The sequence below is a fragment of the Kutzneria sp. NPDC051319 genome, from assembly GCF_040682195.1.
Lineage (GTDB): Bacteria > Actinomycetota > Actinomycetes > Mycobacteriales > Pseudonocardiaceae > Kutzneria.
On the sequence record NZ_JBFBAM010000017.1, the window covers coordinates 173,366 to 191,480 of the forward strand.

Here is an 18,115-nt window from a genome sequence, read left to right on the forward strand (position 1 = left end):
TTGTCAACCACGGGCCATCGTCGTCCCGAGATGCGCAAGCAAAGGACGACGAGGGAGGTCTCGAACCGTGACGATCTTCTCCGCCCTTCCCGGCCGTCAGGGCCTGTACGACCCGAGCGCGGAACGGGATGCCTGCGGTGTGGCCATGGTGGCCGACATCAAAGGGCGGCGGTCGCACGGCATCGTGGTCGATGCCCTGACCGCGCTGGCCAATCTCGAGCACCGCGGGGCCGCGGGCGCCGAGCCGACCAGTGGCGACGGCGCGGGCATTCTGCTCCAGGTGCCGGACGCCCTGCTGCGGGACGTGTGCGGGTTCGCGTTGCCCAGGGCCGGCGACTACGCCGCCGGGATCGCGTTCCTGCCGGCCGACGCCGAACAGCGGGCCAAGGCCGTCGAGCTGATCGAGCGGATCGCCGCCGAGGAAAGCCTGGACGTGTTGGGCTGGCGCGATGTTCCCGTCAACCCGGACGCCGCCGACGTGGGCCCGACCGCCCGTTCGGTGATGCCGCACTTCGCCATGCTGGTGGTGGCCGGCGTCGCGGACGCCGACGGCAACCGTCCGTCCGATGTGGACCTCGACCGACTCACCTTCTGCCTGCGCAAGCGGGCCGAGCGGGACAGCGTGGTCGCCGGCGTCGGCGCCTACTTCCCGTCGCTGTCGGCGCGCACCCTGGTGTACAAGGGAATGCTCACCACCGGCCAGCTGCCGGCCTTCTTCCCCGACCTGGTCGACGAGCGGCTGACCAGCGCCATCGCCCTGGTGCACAGCCGGTTCTCCACCAACACCTTCCCGTCCTGGCCGCTGGCCCACCCGTTCCGCTACGTGGCCCACAACGGCGAGATCAACACCATTCGCGGCAACCGGAACCGGATGCGCGCCCGGGAGTCGCTGCTGGCCAGCGACCTCATCCCCGGCGACCTGGCCCGGCTGTACCCGATCGTCGACGGCGAGGGCTCCGACTCCGCCTCCCTGGACGAGGTGCTGGAGCTGCTGCACCTGGGCGGCCGGTCGCTGCCGCACGCGGTGCTGATGATGATCCCGGAGGCGTGGGAGAACCACGCCACCATGGACCCCAAGCGCCGCGCCTTCTACCAGTTCCACGCCAGCCTGATGGAGCCGTGGGACGGCCCGGCCTGTGTCACCTTCACCGACGGCACGCTGGTCGGCGCGGTGCTGGACCGCAACGGCCTGCGCCCAGCCCGCTGGTGGCGCACCGATGACGACCGCGTGGTGCTGGCCAGCGAGACCGGCGTGCTGGACCTGCCGCCGCACCGCGTGGTGGCCAAGGGCCGCCTCCAGCCGGGCCGCATGTTCCTCGTGGACACCGAGGCCGGCCGCATCGTGGACGACGACGAGGTCAAGGCCGGGCTGGCCGAGAAGCAGCCGTACGACGAGTGGCTGCACGCCGGCCTGCTGGAGCTGGCCGACCTGCCCAATCGCGAACACGTTGTGCAGAGCCACGAATCGGTGGTGCGCCGGCAGCTCACCTTCGGCTACACCGAGGAAGAGCTGCGCATCCTGCTCGGCCCGATGGCCGAGGACGGCGCCGAGCCGATCGGCTCCATGGGCTCGGATACGCCGATCGCTGCGCTGTCCAAGCGATCCCGGCTGCTCTACGACTACTTCGTGCAGAACTTCGCGCAGGTGACCAACCCGCCGCTGGACGCCATCCGCGAGGAGATCGTCACCTCGGTGTCCCGCGTGATGGGCCCGGAGCAGAACCTGCTCGACCCGGGGCCGGCCTCCTGCCGGCACATCGGGCTGCCGTACCCGGTCATCGACAACGACGAGCTGGCCAAGCTCATCCACGTCAACGACGACGGCAACCTGCCCGGCTTCGCCTGCACCGTCCTGTCCGGACTGTACGAAGTGGACGGTGGCGGCGCCGCGCTGGCCCACGCGATCGAGTGGGTGCGCCGCCAGGCGTCCGAGGCGATCGCCGCCGGCGCGAGGACCTTGGTGTTGTCGGACCGCGACTCCGACCACCGCATGGCCCCGATCCCTTCGCTGCTGCTGGTTTCCTCGGTGCACCACCACCTCGTGCGCACCAAGGAGCGCCTGCGCGTGGCGCTGGTCGTCGAGACCGGCGACTGCCGCGAGGTGCACCATGTGGCGCTGCTGCTGGGTTACGGCGCCGCCGCGGTCAATCCGTACCTGGCCTTCGAGACCATCGAGGACCTGATCAGCCAGCACGCCATCGCCGACCTCGACCCGCGGGTGGCCGTCCGGCGCTACATGACCGCGCTGGTCAAGGGCGTGCTGAAGATCATGTCCAAGATGGGTATCTCCACCGTCGGCGCCTACACCGCGGCCCAGGTCTTCGAGGCCGTCGGCATCGCGGAACCGTTGCTGGACGAGTACTTCACCGGCACGCACTCCAAGCTCGGCGGCGTCAGCCTGGACGAGCTGGCCGCCGAGGTCGCCGTCCGGCACCGCCGCGCCTACCCGGACAACCCGGCCGACCGGTCGCACCGGCGCCTCGAGGTCGGCGGCGAGTACGCCTACCGCCGCGAGGGCGAGCTGCACCTGTTCACGCCGGAGACCGTCTTCCTGTTGCAGCACGCGACAAAGACCCGTCGGACCGAGGTGTACAAGGCCTACACCGACGAGGTGGAGCGGCTGGTCCGGGAGGGCGGTGGCCTGCGCGGCCTGTTCAAGTTCGCCTCCGACCGCGCCCCGGTGCCGCTGGCCGAGGTGGAGCCGGTCGAGTCGATCCTCAAGCGCTTCAACACCGGCGCCATGTCGTACGGCTCGATCTCGGCCGAGGCGCACGAGACGCTGGCCATCGCCATGAACCGCATCGGCGGCCGGTCCAACACCGGCGAGGGCGGCGAGGACCCCGAGCGCCTCTACGACCCGGAGCGGCGTTCGGCCATCAAGCAGGTCGCCAGTGGGCGGTTCGGCGTCACCAGCGAGTACCTCGTGCACGCCGACGACATCCAGATCAAGATGGCGCAGGGCGCGAAGCCCGGCGAGGGCGGGCAGCTGCCCGCGCACAAGGTGTACCCGTGGATCGCGCGCACCCGGCACTCCACGCCGGGCGTGGGGCTCATCTCCCCGCCGCCGCACCACGACATCTACTCCATCGAGGACCTGGCCCAGCTGATCCACGACCTCAAGAACGCCAACGAGCAGGCCCGCATCCACGTGAAGCTGGTCTCCGAGCTCGGCGTCGGCACGGTCGCGACCGGCGTGGCCAAGGCCCACGCCGACGTGGTGCTGATCTCCGGGCACGACGGCGGCACCGGCGCCTCCCCGCTGAACTCGTTGAAGCACGCGGGAACGCCGTGGGAGATCGGCCTGGCCGAGACCCAGCAGACGTTGATGCTCAACGGTTTGCGCGACCGGATCACCGTGCAGGTCGACGGGGCCATGAAGACCGGCCGTGACGTCATCGTCGCCGCGCTGCTGGGCGCCGAGGAGTACGGCTTCGCCACGGCCCCGCTGGTGGTGGCCGGCTGCGTGATGATGCGCGTGTGCCACCTGGACACCTGCCCGGTCGGCGTCGCGACGCAGAACCCCGTGCTACGCGAGCGGTACACCGGCAAGCCGGAGTTCGTCGAGCAGTACTTCCGTTTCGTGGCCGAGGAAGTGCGGGAACTCCTGGCGGAGCTCGGATTCCTCACGCTGGACGAGGCCATCGGGCACGCGGAGCTGCTCGACACCGACGAGGCCGTGGAGCACTGGAAGGCCAAGGGGCTCGACCTGTCCCCGGTCTTCGAGGTGCCGACCGCGACCCGCTACGGCTCGGCCCGGCGGCGGCTGCGCGGCCAGGACCACGGCCTTGAGCACGCCCTGGACCGGACGCTGATCCAGCTGGCCGAGGCGGCCCTGGAAGACGCCCACCCGGTGCGGCTGGAACTGCCGGTGCGCAACGTGAACCGCACCGTCGGCACCCTGCTCGGCTCCGAGGTGACGCGGCGCTACGGCGGCGACGGCCTGCCCGAGGACACCATCCACGTCACGCTGACCGGCTCGGCCGGCCAGTCGCTCGGCGCGTTCCTGCCGCGCGGCGTGACCATGGAGATGGTCGGCGACGCCAACGACTACGTCGGCAAGGGCCTGTCCGGCGGGCGGATCATCGTGCGCCCGCACGAGGACGCGCCGTTCGCCGCCGAGCAGCAGGTGATCGCCGGCAACGTGATCGGCTACGGCGCGACCGGCGGCGAGATCTTCCTGCGCGGCCGGGTCGGCGAGCGGTTCTGCGTGCGCAACTCCGGCATGGTCGCGGTGGCCGAGGGCGTCGGCGACCACGCCTTCGAGTACATGACCGGCGGCCGCGCCGTGGTGCTCGGGCCCACCGGCCGCAACCTCGCGGCCGGCATGTCCGGCGGCATCGCGTACGTGCTCGAACTGGACCCGATGCTGGTCAACGGCGACATGGTCGACCTGCAACGGCCCAGCGGCGACGACCTGAGCTGGCTGCGCGAGACCGTCGAGCGGCACCACAAGCTCACCGGTTCCGCCGTCGCGGCCTCGCTGCTCGGCGACTGGCCGCGGCGTTCGGCCGGCTTCACCAAGGTGATGCCGCGCGACTATCAGCGTGTGCTGGAGGCGATGCGACTGGCCCGCGCCCAGGGCCGCGACGTCGACGAGGCGATCATGGAGGCGTCCCGTGGCTGACCCCAACGGCTTTCTCAAGTTCACCCGCGGCGACGCGCCCAAGCGTCCCGCCGGCGAGCGGATCAACGACTGGGACGAGGTCTACGCCCGCCAGCCCGCCGCCGAGCGGGACCAGCAGGTGCGGACCCAGGCCGGGCGCTGCATGGACTGCGGCATCCCGTTCTGCCACTCCGGGACCGCGGGCTGCCCGCTGGGCAACCTGATCCCCGAGTGGAACGACCTGGTGCGGCGCGGGGACTGGTCGCAGGCCGGGGATCGCCTGCACGCCACCAACAACTTCCCCGAGTTCACCGGCCGGCTGTGCCCCGCCCCGTGCGAGGCCGCCTGCGTGCTGAACGCGACGCCCGCCGCCGGCGGCGCCGTCGCGATCAAGCGGGTCGAGCAGACCATCGCCGACGTGTCGTGGGAGAGCGGCCTGGTGCCGCCGCGGCAGGCCGCCGTCACCTCCGGCAAGCGGGTCGCCGTCGTCGGCTCCGGCCCCGCCGGGCTGGCCGCCGCCCAGCAGCTGACCCGGGCCGGGCACGACGTCACCGTGTACGAGCGCGACGACCGGCTCGGCGGGCTGCTGCGGTATGGCATTCCCGAGTTCAAGATGGAGAAGAAGGTGCTGGACCGCCGGCTCGCGCAGCTGCGGGCCGAGGGCACCCGGTTCGTCACCAGCTGCGAGGTCGGCGTCGACCTGACCGTCGAGCAGCTGCGTTCTTCCTACGACGCCGTGGTTCTGGCCGTCGGCGCCCTGCGTGGGCGGGACGCGCCGGAGATCCCGGGCCGTTCGTTGAGCGGTGTGCACATGGCCATGGAGCACCTCGTGCCGGCCAACCGCGCGTGCGAGGGCGACGGGCCCACATCGGTCGATGCCGCGGGCAAGCACGTCGTGATCATCGGCGGTGGTGACACCGCCGCCGACTGCCTCGGCACCGCGCACCGTCAGGGCGCTGCTTCCGTCGTGCAGCTGGACCAGTACCCGGAGCCACCGTCCACTCAGGACTTCGCGGTGTCGCCGTGGCCGACCTGGCCGCTGCTCATCCGCAACTACCCGGCCCACGACGAGGGCGGTTCGCGCAAGTTCTCCGTTGCCGTGCAACGCTTCGTCGGCGACGAGGACGGCCACGTCCGCTCCATCGAGCTGCGCCAGGTCCGCGTCGGCCGCGACGCCGACGGCCGCCGGGTCGTCGAGCCCGTCTCCGACGAGGTCGAGGTCATCCCGGCCGACATGGTTCTGCTGGCCATCGGCTTCGAGGGCGTCGAGCACATGCCGCTGCTGGACGGCCTGGGCATCCCCCTGTCCGGTCGCGGCACGCTTTCGGTCGACTCCGCCTGGCAGACCTCGACCCCCGGCGTTTTCGCCTGCGGCGACGCCCACCGTGGGGCCTCGCTGGTGGTGTGGGCCATTGCCGAGGGCCGTTCCGTGGCCAATGCCGTGGACAGCTTTTTGACCGGTTCCTCGGAACTGCCGTCCCCGGTGCAGCCCAATCTGCTGCCGCTGGCAGTGGTCTGACCACCGGTTATGCTCGATTTATGACGTGAATGGGCGGGACCGGAATCCGGTCCCGCCCATTTCGTTGTCGGCCGACAATTCACCGGAATTGTCCTGCCGGCGGTCGGGCTAGCGGTGCCTGGCCCGTGCGGCGGCATGGGTGGCGGCCCCGCCGCCGACCAGAAGGATGACCGCCGTCAGGGCCCAACGGCGCTGTTTCGTGCGTTCCTCATGATTCGCGGCGGCCGTCGGCTTGACCTGCGCCGCCGTCCACGGCTTGGCCTTCGTCGGTACGACTACCGGCCGTTGCGGCGATGGCGGCGGGACGACCACTGCCGAGGTCGGGGCGGGTGACGGCGGCGGTGGAGGCGGCGGTGGTGGGGTGGTTGTCGTGGTCGTGGTCCTCGCCGCGGGTGGAGGGGGCGGGGTCGTCGTCGGTGGGGGAGGCGGAGGCGGAGTGGGCATGCCGAGGCAGCCGGCGGCGTCCGACGTGCCGACCGCCGGCCCGGACGACACCTCATGGGCCGGGCCGCCGCGGGGGATCGCGAACAGCCGGCTGCGGTGCCCGTCGTCGTTGTCCAGCACGTAGAGCGTGCGGGACGAGTCGATGACGGCGGCCCCGTAGCTGGAGCCGTGCGCCGGCAGGCCGTCGGGCGTGGCCACCACGCGAACGGCGCCGCTGCTCGGGTCGACGCTGACCACGGTCGGCCGGCCGTGCGTGGCGTTGACGCCGTAGAACAGCCCGTCCACCGGGTCGACGGCGAAGTCGTCCAGGCCGTCCGCGCCCGGCCGCATCCGCACAACCCGCGTCACGCTCAGGTACGTCCGGCTCGACGGCGCGACGTCGATCGTGAGCAGCCGGTCGTCCAGGCGGACCACCAGCGTGCCGCCCAGCGCCGCGCCCGCGGTGGCCAGGGCGAGGCCGCCCCGCGGCACCCCGGCCGGATAGCCGAGGTCCCTGATTCCACCCGATCGGTCTATGCGGTAGAGGTGGCCGTGGTCCCCGATGCCGTACACCAGATCCTGTGACGAGACGTAACCCACCGCGTTCAACTCGATCGGCGCACTGTGCAGCACCCGTTCGGCGCCACCCGGCAGGCTGACACTCGAAAGGGTGGTGCCGATGCCGTGCTCACCCGTACGGACCAGGATTGCCTCACACACGGTGGGCGTTACCGCGTCCGATTGGGGCGTGAACAGCGCCGCTATCGCTAGAACGGGTAATAGCACGCCCGTCATGCGCAGAATCCTGGTCACACCACACCGATTTCCTGTTTCAACGAGTTGGCGGATACGGTCCCCACCGTAGACGGTGCTTGAATCGGCTGTCAGCACATAGGAGAGTGAATGGACATCTACCTGCAAGGGCTGGTGTGGGTCGTCGGCGTGGCCATTGTCGCCGGCGCGCTCACGGTGCTGATACACCGCCTCACCTCCGGTGATGGGAGGTCTGTCAACAATGAGTCGGCCGGCAACGTCTTCGTCATTGTCGGCGGCCTCGTGGCGGTGCTCGTCGCCTTCGTCCTGATCTCCCTGTTCGACGCCGTGAACTCGGCCCAGGACAACGCCCAGCAGGAGGCCAACAGCCTGGTCGCGGTCACCTGGGCCGCCGACTCGCTGCCCGAGGCCACCCGGACCGAGATCCACGACCTGGCCCGCAAGTACGCCACCGCCGTGCGTGACCAGGAGTGGCCGCAGATGCAGGCCGGCGACGCCGTCACCGGGCCCGGGCCGCAGTACCTCGACCAGATCCACCAGGCCATCGACCAGGCGCCCGACAATCAGGACGACTGGCTCAAGGACCGGAAGACCGAGGCCTCCAACCAGCTCTGGCAGGTCTACCAGTTCCGGCAGGACCGGCTCGACGCCGCCGACGGCAGCGGGGTCAACGCCGTCACCTGGTTCGCGCTGATCGTCGGCAGCGTGCTGGCGATGGTGTTCACCTACATGTTCGGCGGGCCCAAGCTGATCGCCCACGTGATCATCGTCGGTGTGCTGGCCGCGACCATGACCATGCTGCTGTTCGCCATCTACCAGCTGCAGGACCCGTTCAACGGCGGGGCCAACGTCGGCCCCGACGCCTTCGACTCCGCGCTGGCCCGGCTCACCTGAGCAGGGCCAGCAGCTCCGCCACCACTTCGAGCGCGTGATCGGTCTCCGGGGCCAGGTAGGACAGTTCCACCAGCGCCTCCGCGAGGCCGATCCGCTCGTGCACCGCCAGCGTCGCCTCCGCGATCTCCTGTGTGGACACACCGCGGCGCGGGTTGACCCGCAGCACCACCTCGATCGCCGACGGGTCGCGGCCCGCCTCCTCCGCCGCCCTGCGGATCGCCGCCAGCGGCGGCTCCAGGTTCTCCGCCTTCAGGCCGTTCGGCAGGGCGCCCGCCGTCAGCCATCCGTCCGCGCGCCGGCCGATGCGCCGCAGCGCCGCCGGGGCGAAGCCGCCCAGCTGGATCGGCGGCCGCTTGGCCGGCTTGTGGTCGATCCGGCTCGGCGGCACCCTCCACAGTGGACTGTCGTGCTCGACCACGTCCGCCGTCCAGGCCTTCTCCAGCACGTCCAGGATCTCGTCCAGCCGTCGGCCCCGCTCCGCGAACGGCACACCCGCCGCCTCGTACTCGTCCGGCGACCAGCCCACCCCGAAGCCCGCCACCAGCCGGCCCCCGCTCGCGCGGTCGATCGACGTCAGTGTGCGGGCCAGCGGCACCGGCGAGTAGAACGGCGCGTTCAGCACGTTCGTGCCCAGCCGCACCCGGCTCGTCGCCGTCGCCGCCAGCGTCAGCGCCGTGAACGGGTCGAACACCGTCGCGAACTGCGGCGGGAACGGGCCCGGGCCGGCCATGCCGTAGCCCACCTTCGGTTCCAGCGGGCTCAGCAGCCGGTCGCCCACCCACAGCGCGTCCGCCCCCAGCCGCTCCGCCTCCGCCGCGAACCGCACCAGCTCCGCCGGGCGGTTCGCCACCGGGCCGTACTGCGGCATCGTGAAGCCGATACGCATCCGTGTCTCCTCTGCTCCGAGGCGCCCAGTCTGCGTCATGCTGTGCCCCATGGCCGATCCCCTCCCGCGGCTGCGCCGCCTGTGTCTCGCCCTGCCCGAGACCACCGAGCGACTCAGCCACGGCGAGCCCACCTGGTTCGTGCGCGGCAGGAACACCTTCGTCATGTACTCCGACCACCACCACGACGACCGCCTCGCCTTCGTCTGCGCCGCCGGGGCCGGCGTGCAGGCCGCCCTCATCGCCTCCGACCCCACCCGCTTCTTCCGCCCGCCCTACGTCGGCCACCGCGGCTGGCTCGGCGTCTACCTCGACGTGCCCCAGGACTGGTCCGAACTCGCCGAGCTCGTCACCGACGCCTACCGCGCGGTCGCCCCCAAGACCCTGGTCAATATGCTGGACACAGCTGTGGACACTGCCTTGGACAAACCAGGGTGGTGAAATCTAGGATGGGTGCGTGGACGAGCGTGACTATGTAGCCAGTCATCCGTGGTTGACCTTCGCCTACCGCATCGAATTCGACGCGAACACCCAGCTCTGGGCCCGTCTCGGTGAGGCGTTCTCGAAGTGCCAGCACCTGACCGGAGCCCCGCTCACACCAGCGGTCGCTCAGGAGCTGGGTGCCGTCTACTTGGCCAAGGGAGCGCTCGCCACCACCGCGATCGAGGGCAACACGCTGTCCGAGGAGGAGGTCGGCAAGATCATCAGCGGCGGCCTCGTGCTGCCACCGTCCCAGCGCTATCTCCAACAGGAAGTGGAGAACGTCGTCGCCGCGCTGCGGGCTATCGACGGGGACAGCCGGCACGGCGGCACGGTCATCACCGTTGACTGGATCAAGCAGCAGAACCGCCACGTGCTGGCTGAGCTCGACACCGACGAGCATGTCGCGCCGGGCGAATTCACCACCGCCAACCTTGTCGTCGGAAACTACCGCGGTGCGCCGCCTCAGGACGTGCCGTACCTGATGGAGCGGCTGGTGGCGTGGATCGCCGAACTCACCGACGGCACCGCTCACCATCCGGCGAGCGTCCGCTTCTTCGGTGCGTTTCTGGCCGCCACGCTGAGCCATCTCTACCTGGCCTGGATCCATCCCTTCGGCGACGGCAACGGGCGCACGGCGCGGTTGCTGGAGTGCGCGATCCTGACCAACAGCGGGCTGGTGCCGTGGTTGTCCGCGAACCTGTTGTCCGATCACTACAACCGCACGCGGTCCGAGTACTACCGCCGGCTGGCCAACGCCTCTCGCCATGGCGACGTCACCGGCTTCATCTGCTACGCCGCGCAGGGTTTCGTCGACCTGCTGCGTGAGCAGATCGAACTCGTGCAGCGCCAACAACTTCGCGTCTCCTGGGTCAACTTCGTGCACCAGCGCTTCCAGACGCTGCCGAACACCGAAGCCACCGCTCGCCAACGGACCCTGCTGCTGTCCCTGCCGGACGGTCCGACGCCGCTGGGCACTGTCCGCCGGCTCACCCCCGAGCTGGCCGAGCAGTACGCCGGCCGCAGTGACAAGACGGTCACCCGCGACGTGAACCGCCTGCAGTCGCTCGGACTCGTCTTCCTTGACCGGCACACCATCGAGCCGGCGATCATGCAGATGGCCGCCTTCATTCCCGGACGGGCCAGCTCCTCGCCGCGTGATCGGCGCTAGGTCCTATCGTTGCCGTCGTGAAGTTCCTCGGATTCGGCGAGCACGCCATCGACTTCTACGACGGCCTCGAGGCCGACAACTCCAAGGTCTACTGGGATGCCCACAAGCACCAGTACCTCGACGACGTGCGGGCGCCCATGGAGGCGTTGCTGGCCGAGCTCGAGCCCGAGTTCGGCGGCCTCGGCGAGCCCAAGATCTTCCGCCCGTACCGGGATGTGCGGTTCTCCAAGGAGAAGACCCCGTACAAGACCCACTGCGGCGGCGTCATCGAGCAGGGCCGTGGCGGCGGCGCCTACTACGTCCAGGTCGGGCCCGAGGGCCTCCGCGTCGGCGGTGGCTGCTTCCACCTCGAGGCCGACCAACTCGCCCGCTTCCGCGCCGCCGTCGACGACCCCCGCCGCGGCTCCGCGTTGGAAAAGATCATCGCCAAGCTCACCCGGGCCGGCTTCACCATCCAGGGCGAGCAGCTCAAGACCAAGCCCCGCGGCTACGAGCTCGACCACCCCCGCATCGACCTCCTGCGCCACAAGTCCCTGTACGCCGGCATCACCTGGCCCCCCGACGACGTCCTGCACGAGCGCGGCTCCTTCGACCGCGTCCGCAAGGCCTGGCGGGCGCTGCGCCCCTTCAACGAATGGGCCGCCGACCACGTCGGCGTCAGCGAACGCCCCTCCCGTTGACGCCGGACCTCGCGGTGCTGACCTCGCGATCGTGGGACTTGCTTGGCCAGCAACAACACTTGTCACTCAGGTGGAGGATTGAGCGGGCGCGCGCCGACGGCGATCTCTTCACACATGGGGACACGAAGCGGTGACGAGGGGCGTCGCGCGCCTTCCCGGCCGGGCGGATGCGACGCCGGTGCGGGCACGGGAGGGTGAGGGCCGTGGCGTCCGAGCCGCCGGCAGGCCGAACTCCCGGATTCTCGCCGGAAATTGCCGGTACGCTGCGCAATGCGGACCGCACGATCCGTATGATGCGCGGGCGGCGGCGCAAGTTGTACAACATGTGGCGCGTCACGATGGCGGGTATCGCGCCGGTCGACAGCTTCTATGTCGCGTTCTACGGTGAAGGCCGTCTACTCGCCGTGCCGTACGTGTTCGACGGCGAGGAGTACGAGCCGCCAGGGCACCAGATGTACGGGCCCGACGGTCTTTCGGCGTGGATGAAACGACATGCGAGGCCGTATCTGTACAGCATGGACAACGGCCGGCTGCTGAACATGGGCCATTCCTTCGGAGCGGATGAGCGGCTGTCCCGTGACACGGTGGCCGTTCCGCTTCTCGACCCGACCGCCGACGGTGGTCCGGTCGTCGGTTTGGCCTCGATACAGAGTTACGCGCCCGATGTGTACGGCAGCGAGACCGTTCACGCCTTCGAGTTCCTGGCCCGATCTGTTGTCACCGTTCTCGCCCGGGAGCGGGAAGACGTCGCCAATCGCGCGTCGCTGGACCTGGTCGGCGATGACGAGCCGGATTCTCCGCTGTCCGTCCTGGAGATCGTGGACGGCTTCGTCGAGACGCTGGAGAAGATCCGTGTCGGCCTTGAGGAGTCCATCCATCTCGTGCCGCCGCAGCTGTCCGTGCTCAACCGGCGCCTTGTCTCGGTTCGGGAGCTGTGCCGGCAGGCGCAGACCGACGCCGCCGAGGTGATCCTCACGCCGTCGGTGGACCTCCAGGGCATCCTCGAAAGTCTGACGCCGCGAGAACGTGAGATCGCCGAACTCGTGGCGGACGGGTTGGCGAACGAGAGGATCGCCGAACGGCTGCAGATCTCCGAGGCCACCGTCAAGACACACGTCACCCGCATCCTCAAGAAATTCGGGGCCCGCCAGCGGGCGGCCGTCGCCGCACGCCTTCGCCCGTTCGGCTGACCCGCCCGAGCGTTGCTGATCAGAGCCTCTCTACGACCGAGTCGTACACCGCCCCTCGACGAAGATACCTCTCGGTCTCCTACCGTCACGCCGCCGAATTCGCCACTCTGGTTTTTCCATGAGATTCCCGAGGAGTGGTTCATGTGAAGCGTATCCTGACCCAGGTTCTGCTCGGCGCGTTGATGCTGCTCGGCGGCGCGGTGACGGTGACGGGGGTGGCGCACGCCGGCGGCGGCGTGGACATCACCGGCTGGTGCCGAAGCTATTACAACAGCTCGGCCTTCAATGCGATCGTGGTTGTCAACAACGTGTACGGCTGGCGATGCCAGTACGGCTCGGACACCGGAACGCGGCTGGGCGTCGATATGAATGCCGCCTGCGCCTGGAAGTACGGCAATCCCGGCACCGCCCGATTCACGAACTACAGCAATCCCTATTCCTGGTACTGCGTGTAGCGGTGTCGGACGAGTGAGGTTCGGATGCTGCCGAGTGCCGGTCGTCCGACGGGCGCTTGGCGGGGTCCGGCCCGATGGTGTCTGCTGGGCCGGTGATGGATTGGCGGTTCTGCCCCCGCTGCGGGACGTCCTTGACGTTCGTCGGCTCCGGCGCCGAACGCCACGCCTCGTGCGGTGACTGCGGCTTCTGGAAATACGACAACCCATTGCCCACCACCATCGGCCTCATCTGCCGCGGGCGGTCGATCCTGTTGCTCCGCCGTGCCCAACCGCCGGCCATCGGCGCGTGGGACACGGTCGGCGGTTTCCTCACCGCCGGCGAGACCGCGGAGCAGAACCTGGTTCGCGAGGCCCGGGAGGAGATCGGCTGCCCGGTCCTCGACCTCCGCCCCGTCGGCAGCTACGCCTCCGTCTACGGCGACACCGGCATGGCCACCGTCGGCATGGCCTTCACCTGCCGCATCCCCGACGACGCCGTGATCACGTTGTCGGCGGAGAACACCGAGTACCGCTGGTTCGCCTGGGATGAGATCCCGGACCTGGCCTTCACCGACGTGAAGGCGGCGGTCCGGGATCTCGTCGCCGGAACCGGCTGAGCTGTCATCCCGCGCGGACGGGCTGTTCAACCGCGCGATTCGACGAAGTCCGGTCAGCCCTTGAAGAACTCGGTCAGGACGGCGGCGATGACGTCGACGGGGAGGTCGTGGAAGCCGCCGTCGCGGGCGATGTGCTGGCCTTGGGGAAGGGCGGAGGCGGCAGCGGCAGCGGCGGCCTGGAGCCACGGGGACGAGCCGGTGCTGCTGAGGATGAGGGCGGGGACGGTGATGTGGGAGAGGGCGGCGGGCACAACGCCGTCGCCCATGACGGCGTTGTCGTAGGCGAGGGTGGGGGCGATGGCGACGAGGCCGGCCCACATGGGACTGGCCTTCATCTGGTCGACGACCTCGGCGGGCTGGCCGACGGCGCGGGTCATGAAGTGGGCGACGGCGTCCGCGTTGCGGCCCTCGGCGAGCAGGGAGTCGAGGATCGGGCCGTACGACTCGTCGACGGGAGGGGCGTCGGGGACGCGGTAGGGCGGCTCCATGCCGGAGACCCGCTGGACGGGCAGGCCGGAGGCGGCGGCGTGGAGGGCGAGGGCGGCGCCGGAGGACATGCCGTAGACGAAGGAGCCGCCGACGGCGTCGAGCACGGCGGAGAGGTCCTCGAGCTCGCGGTCGACGGCGTAGGGCCGGGTGTCGGTGCTGTCGCCACGGCCACGGCGGTCGTAGGCGACGACGTCGAAGGCCGGGGCCAGGGCCGCGGCCAGCGGGGTGAAGGACTGGCGGGTCATGAAGGCGCCGCCGACCAGCACGAGGGTGGGGCCTCGACCGGTCCGCTCGTACGCGATGGAGGTGCCGTCCTTGGAGGTGACTGTCTGCATGCCCATACGTCGAAACAGAACACCGGAATGCGACATCGCGCGACCGCGCTAGACTCGAACACCCGTTCTAAGGCGGCGTGTCGCGGACCGGGGGACGGGGCCCGTTTGTGGCAGACTCCGGCCCCTAGTCCGCACCCGCCACGACGAGAGGAAACACCGGCCATGGGCCAGAAGGTTGTGCGGTTCTCCGACCTGAGCGGCAAGATCGTCGGGGACGGCGAGCTGGTCAAGATCGTCGTCACCCAGCACCCCGCGCTGACGGACGGCCCGGTCGAGATCGAGGCCGCCCCGTCGGAGCTGGCGGACATCGAGGACAAGGCCATCGACGTGGTCAGCTTCGAGGTGTTCGAGGCGGGCGAGGAGCCCCGCCTGGTGGTGATGCCGCTGGCCGAGTTCGACAAGCTGGCCACCGACGACCCGATGGACGTGGTCATCAAGGCGGCCAAGAAGTCCTACGCCAAGCCCGCCCGGGCCAAGTCCACCGGCGAGGCCAAGGTCAACTACGGCAGCCTCGAACACGCCGGCAAGCCCCACCGCGGCAAGGTCAACGACGCGGAGAAGCAGATCATCCGCGACCACCTCGACCAGGTGAACGAGCGCCTGGAGTCGGACGGCCTCCGTCTGATCGACCTGGCCGACGCCGAGATCGTGGCCCGGTACGGCCTGGAGGAGCTCGCCGCCGAGCGCGGCGCGGCCGCGATGCCGGCCGAGGCGAAGGTCGAGTCGGCGACGAACGCGGACGACGAATCCGACGAATAGATTTCACGGGTGGGGACCGGCGGTCGAGGCGAAAAGAGCGGCCGCCGGGGTGTCCTGAACGTCTTGGCGGTGAACCACCAGTGATGGTCCGGTGACCGTGCGCTGAAATTTGGGGGTGCGGGGAGTGTTTCTAGGCGGTTCCCCAAACGTTACTGCCGGGTAGTTCGGGATCGGTCCAGTGCGTCGGTCTAAGCTGCTGGAACGTGAGCCGACGAGCGAAGATCGTCTGTACCCTCGGGCCAGCGACGTCCACCCCAGAAAAGATGCGCGACCTGGTCGCGGCGGGCATGGATGTGGCCCGGATGAACTTCAGCCACGGCAGCCACGCCGACCACAAGCAGGTGTACGACCTGGTGCGGACCACCGCCGCCGAGTCGGGCCGAGCGGTCGGCATCCTGGCTGACCTGCAGGGCCCCAAGATCCGCCTCGGAACTTTCGCGGGCGGCCCTGTTGAGTGGCGGACGGGCGATGTCGTGCGGGTCACCGTCGACGACGTCGCCGGCACCCATGACCGGGTGTCCACCACGTACAAGAACCTGGCCAAGGACGCCCGAGTCGGTGACCGGCTGCTGGTCGACGACGGCAAGGTGGGCCTGGTGGTCACCGCCGTCGAGGGCCAGGACGTGGTCTGCGAGGTGACCGAGGGCGGCCCGGTCAGCAACAACAAGGGCCTGTCGCTGCCGGGCATGGACGTGTCCGTGCCGGCGATGAGCGAGAAGGACATCGAGGACCTGGAGTTCGCTCTCGGCCTCGGCGTGGACTTCATCGCCCTGTCCTTCGTGCGCTCCCCGGCCGACATCGACCTGGTGCACCAGGTGATGGACCGGGTCGGCAAGGGCCGGCTGCCGGTGATCGCCAAGGTGGAGAAGCCGGAGGCGGTCGACAACCTCGAGGCCATCGTGCTGGCCTTCGACGGCGTCATGGTGGCCCGCGGCGACCTGGGTGTGGAGCTGCCGCTGGAGCAGGTCCCGCTGGTGCAGAAGCGCGCCATCCAGATCTCCCGCGAGAACGCCAAGCCGGTCATCGTGGCCACGCAGATGCTGGACTCGATGATCACGAACTCCCGGCCGACCCGGGCCGAGGCCTCGGACGTGGCCAACGCGGTGCTGGACGGCGCGGACGCGCTGATGCTGTCCGGCGAGACCAGCGTGGGCCGCTACGCCATCGAGTCCGTGGAGACGATGGCGAAGATCATCATGGCGGTGGAGAACGAGTCCACGGTGGTGCCGCCGCTGACCCACGTGCCGCGCACCAAGCGGGGCGTCATCTCCTACGCGGCCCGCGACATCGGCGAGCGGCTCAACGCCAAGGCCCTGGTGGCGTTCACCCAGTCCGGCGACACGGTGCGCCGCCTGGCCCGCCTGCACACGCACCTGCCGCTGCTGGCCTTCACGCCCGAGCCGGACGTGCTGAGTCAGCTTGCTCTCACCTGGGGCACCGAGACCTTCCTCGTGCCTAAGGTGGAGTCCACCGACCAGATGGTGCGCCAGGTCGATCTGTCGATGCTGTCCATCGGCCGCTACCAGCCCGGTGACCTGGTGGTCATCGTGGCCGGCTCGCCGCCCGGCACCGTAGGGTCGACCAACCTCATCCGGGTGCACCGGTTGGGCGAGGACGATCACGCCTAGGAGAACGCTGAGCGAGCTTGCGAGCGAACCGACAAGCACAGGACGGTTCAGTCGCGGGTTCCCGCAGCGAAGCGGAGGGAACCTGTGACTGAAGCGGCTCGCGCCGCGGCCGCCGACCCCGGAGCTGAACAAGCTCCGGGGTCGGTGCCGTTGACGCTCGACGGGGTGCCGCACGGCCAGCCGGTGCTCGACCGCCTGGTCGCGCTGCTGGACCTGGAGCGCATCGAGGAGAACATCTTCCGCGGGGTCAGCCCGGCCGACTCCTCGGTCCGGGTGTTCGGCGGCCAGGTCGCCGGCCAGGCGCTGGTGGCGGCGGGGCGCACCGTGCCGGAGGAGCGCAAGGTGCACTCGCTGCACGCCTACTTCATCCGCCCGGGAGATCCGCGCATCCCGATCGTGTACGAGGTGGACCGCATCCGCGACGGCCGCTCGTTCACCACCCGCCGGGTGGTCGGGGTGCAGCGCGGCAAGGCGATCTTCTCGCTGTCGGCCTCGTTCCAGCTGGTCGAGCCGGGCATGGAGCACGGGGAGCCGATGCCGTCGGTGCCGGACCCGGAGTCGCTCCCGACGTTCGGCGAACGGCTGGCCCAGCTGGGCGCCGACCGCGAGAAGCTGGGCCGGGACCGGCAGCGGCCGATCGACCTGCGCTACGTCTCCGACCCGCCCTGGATCACCCGCGAGAGCGGCCCGCACGAGGCCCGCAACCAGGTGTGGATGCGCGCCGACGGCAAGCTGCCCGACGACGACCTGCTGCACGTGTGCGTGCTGGCCTACGCCTCGGACATGACGTTGCTGGACTCGGTGCTGGCCCGGCACGGCGTGTACTGGGGCACGGACAAGGTGCTCGGGGCCAGCCTGGACCACGCGATGTGGTTCCACCGCCCGTTCCGCGCCGACGAGTGGTTCCTGTACGACTGCACGTCGCCCAGCGCCTCCAACGCCCGTGGCCTGGCCACCGGCCGCTTCTTCACCCGCGACGGCCAGCTGGTCGCCACCGTGGTCCAGGAAGGCCTGCTCCGCGTCCTGCCGTAAAACCCCGGCGAGTCGCGCTCCAGGGCACACCGAATGCGGGTTTCGGGCAGAAACGAGCCTGGAGGCTCAGTTCTGCCCGAAATTGACATTCGGTGTGCCTGAGAGCGTGACTGACCCGAAAATAGTGGTGAGTCGACCATGTCCAGGGCATGGCTGTTCCCTCAGACCACCGCCGAGCCGCCGGCAGCCTGAGCACAGTCACC

General features: G+C 69.9%; 15 protein-coding genes. 12 read left to right on the forward strand and 3 right to left on the reverse strand.

What is annotated here, in order from left to right:
- Nucleotides 1–67 precede the first annotated feature (67 nt).
- Nucleotides 68–4,624: a glutamate synthase large subunit gene (gene gltB, locus AB0M73_RS20055; RefSeq protein ID WP_363892373.1), complete on the forward strand. Its 4,557-nt coding sequence runs from the start codon at nt 68–70 to the stop codon at nt 4,622–4,624.
- On the forward strand, nt 4,617–6,122 hold the full coding sequence (locus tag AB0M73_RS20060) for a glutamate synthase subunit beta (protein ID WP_363892375.1): 1,506 nt from the start codon (nt 4,617–4,619) through the stop codon (nt 6,120–6,122). Before gltB ends, AB0M73_RS20060 begins: the two co-directional genes overlap by 8 nt.
- Before the next feature lie 108 nt (nt 6,123–6,230).
- Here AB0M73_RS20060 and AB0M73_RS20065 read toward each other — a convergent pair whose 3' ends face one another.
- Nucleotides 6,231–7,340: a hypothetical protein gene (locus AB0M73_RS20065; RefSeq protein ID WP_363892377.1), complete on the reverse strand. Its 1,110-nt coding sequence runs from the start codon at nt 7,338–7,340 to the stop codon at nt 6,231–6,233.
- A 108-nt stretch (nt 7,341–7,448) separates the two neighbouring features.
- Here AB0M73_RS20065 and AB0M73_RS20070 point away from each other — a divergent pair, with 108 nt between their 5' ends.
- Nucleotides 7,449–8,213: a hypothetical protein gene (locus tag AB0M73_RS20070; protein ID WP_363892379.1), complete on the forward strand. Its 765-nt coding sequence runs from the start codon at nt 7,449–7,451 to the stop codon at nt 8,211–8,213.
- Here AB0M73_RS20070 and AB0M73_RS20075 read toward each other — a convergent pair.
- Nucleotides 8,206–9,099, reverse strand: a complete 894-nt coding sequence (locus AB0M73_RS20075) for a TIGR03619 family F420-dependent LLM class oxidoreductase (protein WP_363892381.1) — start codon at nt 9,097–9,099, stop codon at nt 8,206–8,208. The genes AB0M73_RS20070 and AB0M73_RS20075 overlap by 8 nt on opposite strands.
- 49 nt (nt 9,100–9,148) lie before the next feature.
- Between AB0M73_RS20075 and AB0M73_RS20080 the strand changes: the two genes are divergently transcribed.
- The 6 genes from AB0M73_RS20080 (at nt 9,149) to AB0M73_RS20105 (ending at nt 13,669) form a co-directional block, all read left to right on the forward strand.
- Entirely contained in the window at nt 9,149–9,538 is a 390-nt protein-coding gene (locus tag AB0M73_RS20080) for an MmcQ/YjbR family DNA-binding protein (RefSeq protein ID WP_363892383.1), read from the forward strand.
- A 16-nt stretch (nt 9,539–9,554) separates the two neighbouring features.
- Complete coding sequence (locus AB0M73_RS20085; protein WP_363892385.1) at nt 9,555–10,748, forward strand: Fic family protein; 1,194 nt, start codon at nt 9,555–9,557, stop codon at nt 10,746–10,748.
- A 17-nt stretch (nt 10,749–10,765) separates the two neighbouring features.
- Nucleotides 10,766–11,428 (forward strand): DUF2461 domain-containing protein, encoded by a 663-nt coding sequence (locus AB0M73_RS20090; RefSeq protein WP_363892387.1) that lies wholly within the window; start codon nt 10,766–10,768, stop codon nt 11,426–11,428.
- Between the two features lie 203 nt (nt 11,429–11,631).
- Nucleotides 11,632–12,618, forward strand: coding sequence for a LuxR C-terminal-related transcriptional regulator (locus AB0M73_RS20095; RefSeq protein ID WP_363892389.1), 987 nt, complete (start codon nt 11,632–11,634; stop codon nt 12,616–12,618).
- Nucleotides 12,619–12,761: 143 nt separating this feature from the next.
- Nucleotides 12,762–13,073, forward strand: coding sequence for a hypothetical protein (locus tag AB0M73_RS20100; protein WP_363892391.1), 312 nt, complete (start codon nt 12,762–12,764; stop codon nt 13,071–13,073).
- Nucleotides 13,074–13,168: 95 nt separating this feature from the next.
- Nucleotides 13,169–13,669 carry an NUDIX domain-containing protein gene (locus AB0M73_RS20105; RefSeq protein WP_363892410.1) on the forward strand — a complete coding sequence of 167 codons (501 nt, stop codon included), beginning with the start codon at nt 13,169–13,171 and terminating at the stop codon, nt 13,667–13,669.
- Between the two features lie 53 nt (nt 13,670–13,722).
- Here AB0M73_RS20105 and AB0M73_RS20110 read toward each other — a convergent pair whose 3' ends face one another.
- Complete coding sequence (locus AB0M73_RS20110) at nt 13,723–14,499, reverse strand: alpha/beta fold hydrolase (RefSeq protein WP_363892393.1); 777 nt, start codon at nt 14,497–14,499, stop codon at nt 13,723–13,725.
- Between the two features lie 156 nt (nt 14,500–14,655).
- Here AB0M73_RS20110 and AB0M73_RS20115 point away from each other — a divergent pair, with 156 nt between their 5' ends.
- The 3 genes from AB0M73_RS20115 (at nt 14,656) to tesB (ending at nt 17,912) form a co-directional block, all read left to right on the forward strand.
- Nucleotides 14,656–15,252 (forward strand): hypothetical protein, encoded by a 597-nt coding sequence (locus AB0M73_RS20115; protein ID WP_363892395.1) that lies wholly within the window; start codon nt 14,656–14,658, stop codon nt 15,250–15,252.
- Nucleotides 15,253–15,455: 203 nt separating this feature from the next.
- Nucleotides 15,456–16,880, forward strand: a complete 1,425-nt coding sequence (pyk, locus tag AB0M73_RS20120; protein WP_084580162.1) for a pyruvate kinase — start codon at nt 15,456–15,458, stop codon at nt 16,878–16,880.
- Between the two features lie 144 nt (nt 16,881–17,024).
- Nucleotides 17,025–17,912, forward strand: coding sequence for an acyl-CoA thioesterase II (gene tesB, locus AB0M73_RS20125; protein WP_063753609.1), 888 nt, complete (start codon nt 17,025–17,027; stop codon nt 17,910–17,912).
- Nucleotides 17,913–18,115: the final 203 nt, after the last annotated feature.

What these genes read in the sequence shown, in the direction of transcription:
- AB0M73_RS20065 (WP_363892377.1), bottom strand. Translation starts at nt 7,340, where the DNA reads ATGACGGGCGTGCTATTACCCGTTCTAGCGATAGCGGCGCTGTTCACG.
- AB0M73_RS20070 (WP_363892379.1), top strand. Translation starts at nt 7,449, where the DNA reads ATGGACATCTACCTGCAAGGGCTGGTGTGGGTCGTCGGCGTGGCCATT.
- AB0M73_RS20075 (WP_363892381.1), bottom strand. Translation starts at nt 9,099, where the DNA reads ATGCGTATCGGCTTCACGATGCCGCAGTACGGCCCGGTGGCGAACCGC.
- AB0M73_RS20080 (WP_363892383.1), top strand. Translation starts at nt 9,149, where the DNA reads ATGGCCGATCCCCTCCCGCGGCTGCGCCGCCTGTGTCTCGCCCTGCCC.
- AB0M73_RS20105 (WP_363892410.1), top strand. Translation starts at nt 13,169, where the DNA reads ATGGATTGGCGGTTCTGCCCCCGCTGCGGGACGTCCTTGACGTTCGTC.
- AB0M73_RS20110 (WP_363892393.1), bottom strand. Translation starts at nt 14,499, where the DNA reads ATGGGCATGCAGACAGTCACCTCCAAGGACGGCACCTCCATCGCGTAC.
- AB0M73_RS20115 (WP_363892395.1), top strand. Translation starts at nt 14,656, where the DNA reads ATGGGCCAGAAGGTTGTGCGGTTCTCCGACCTGAGCGGCAAGATCGTC.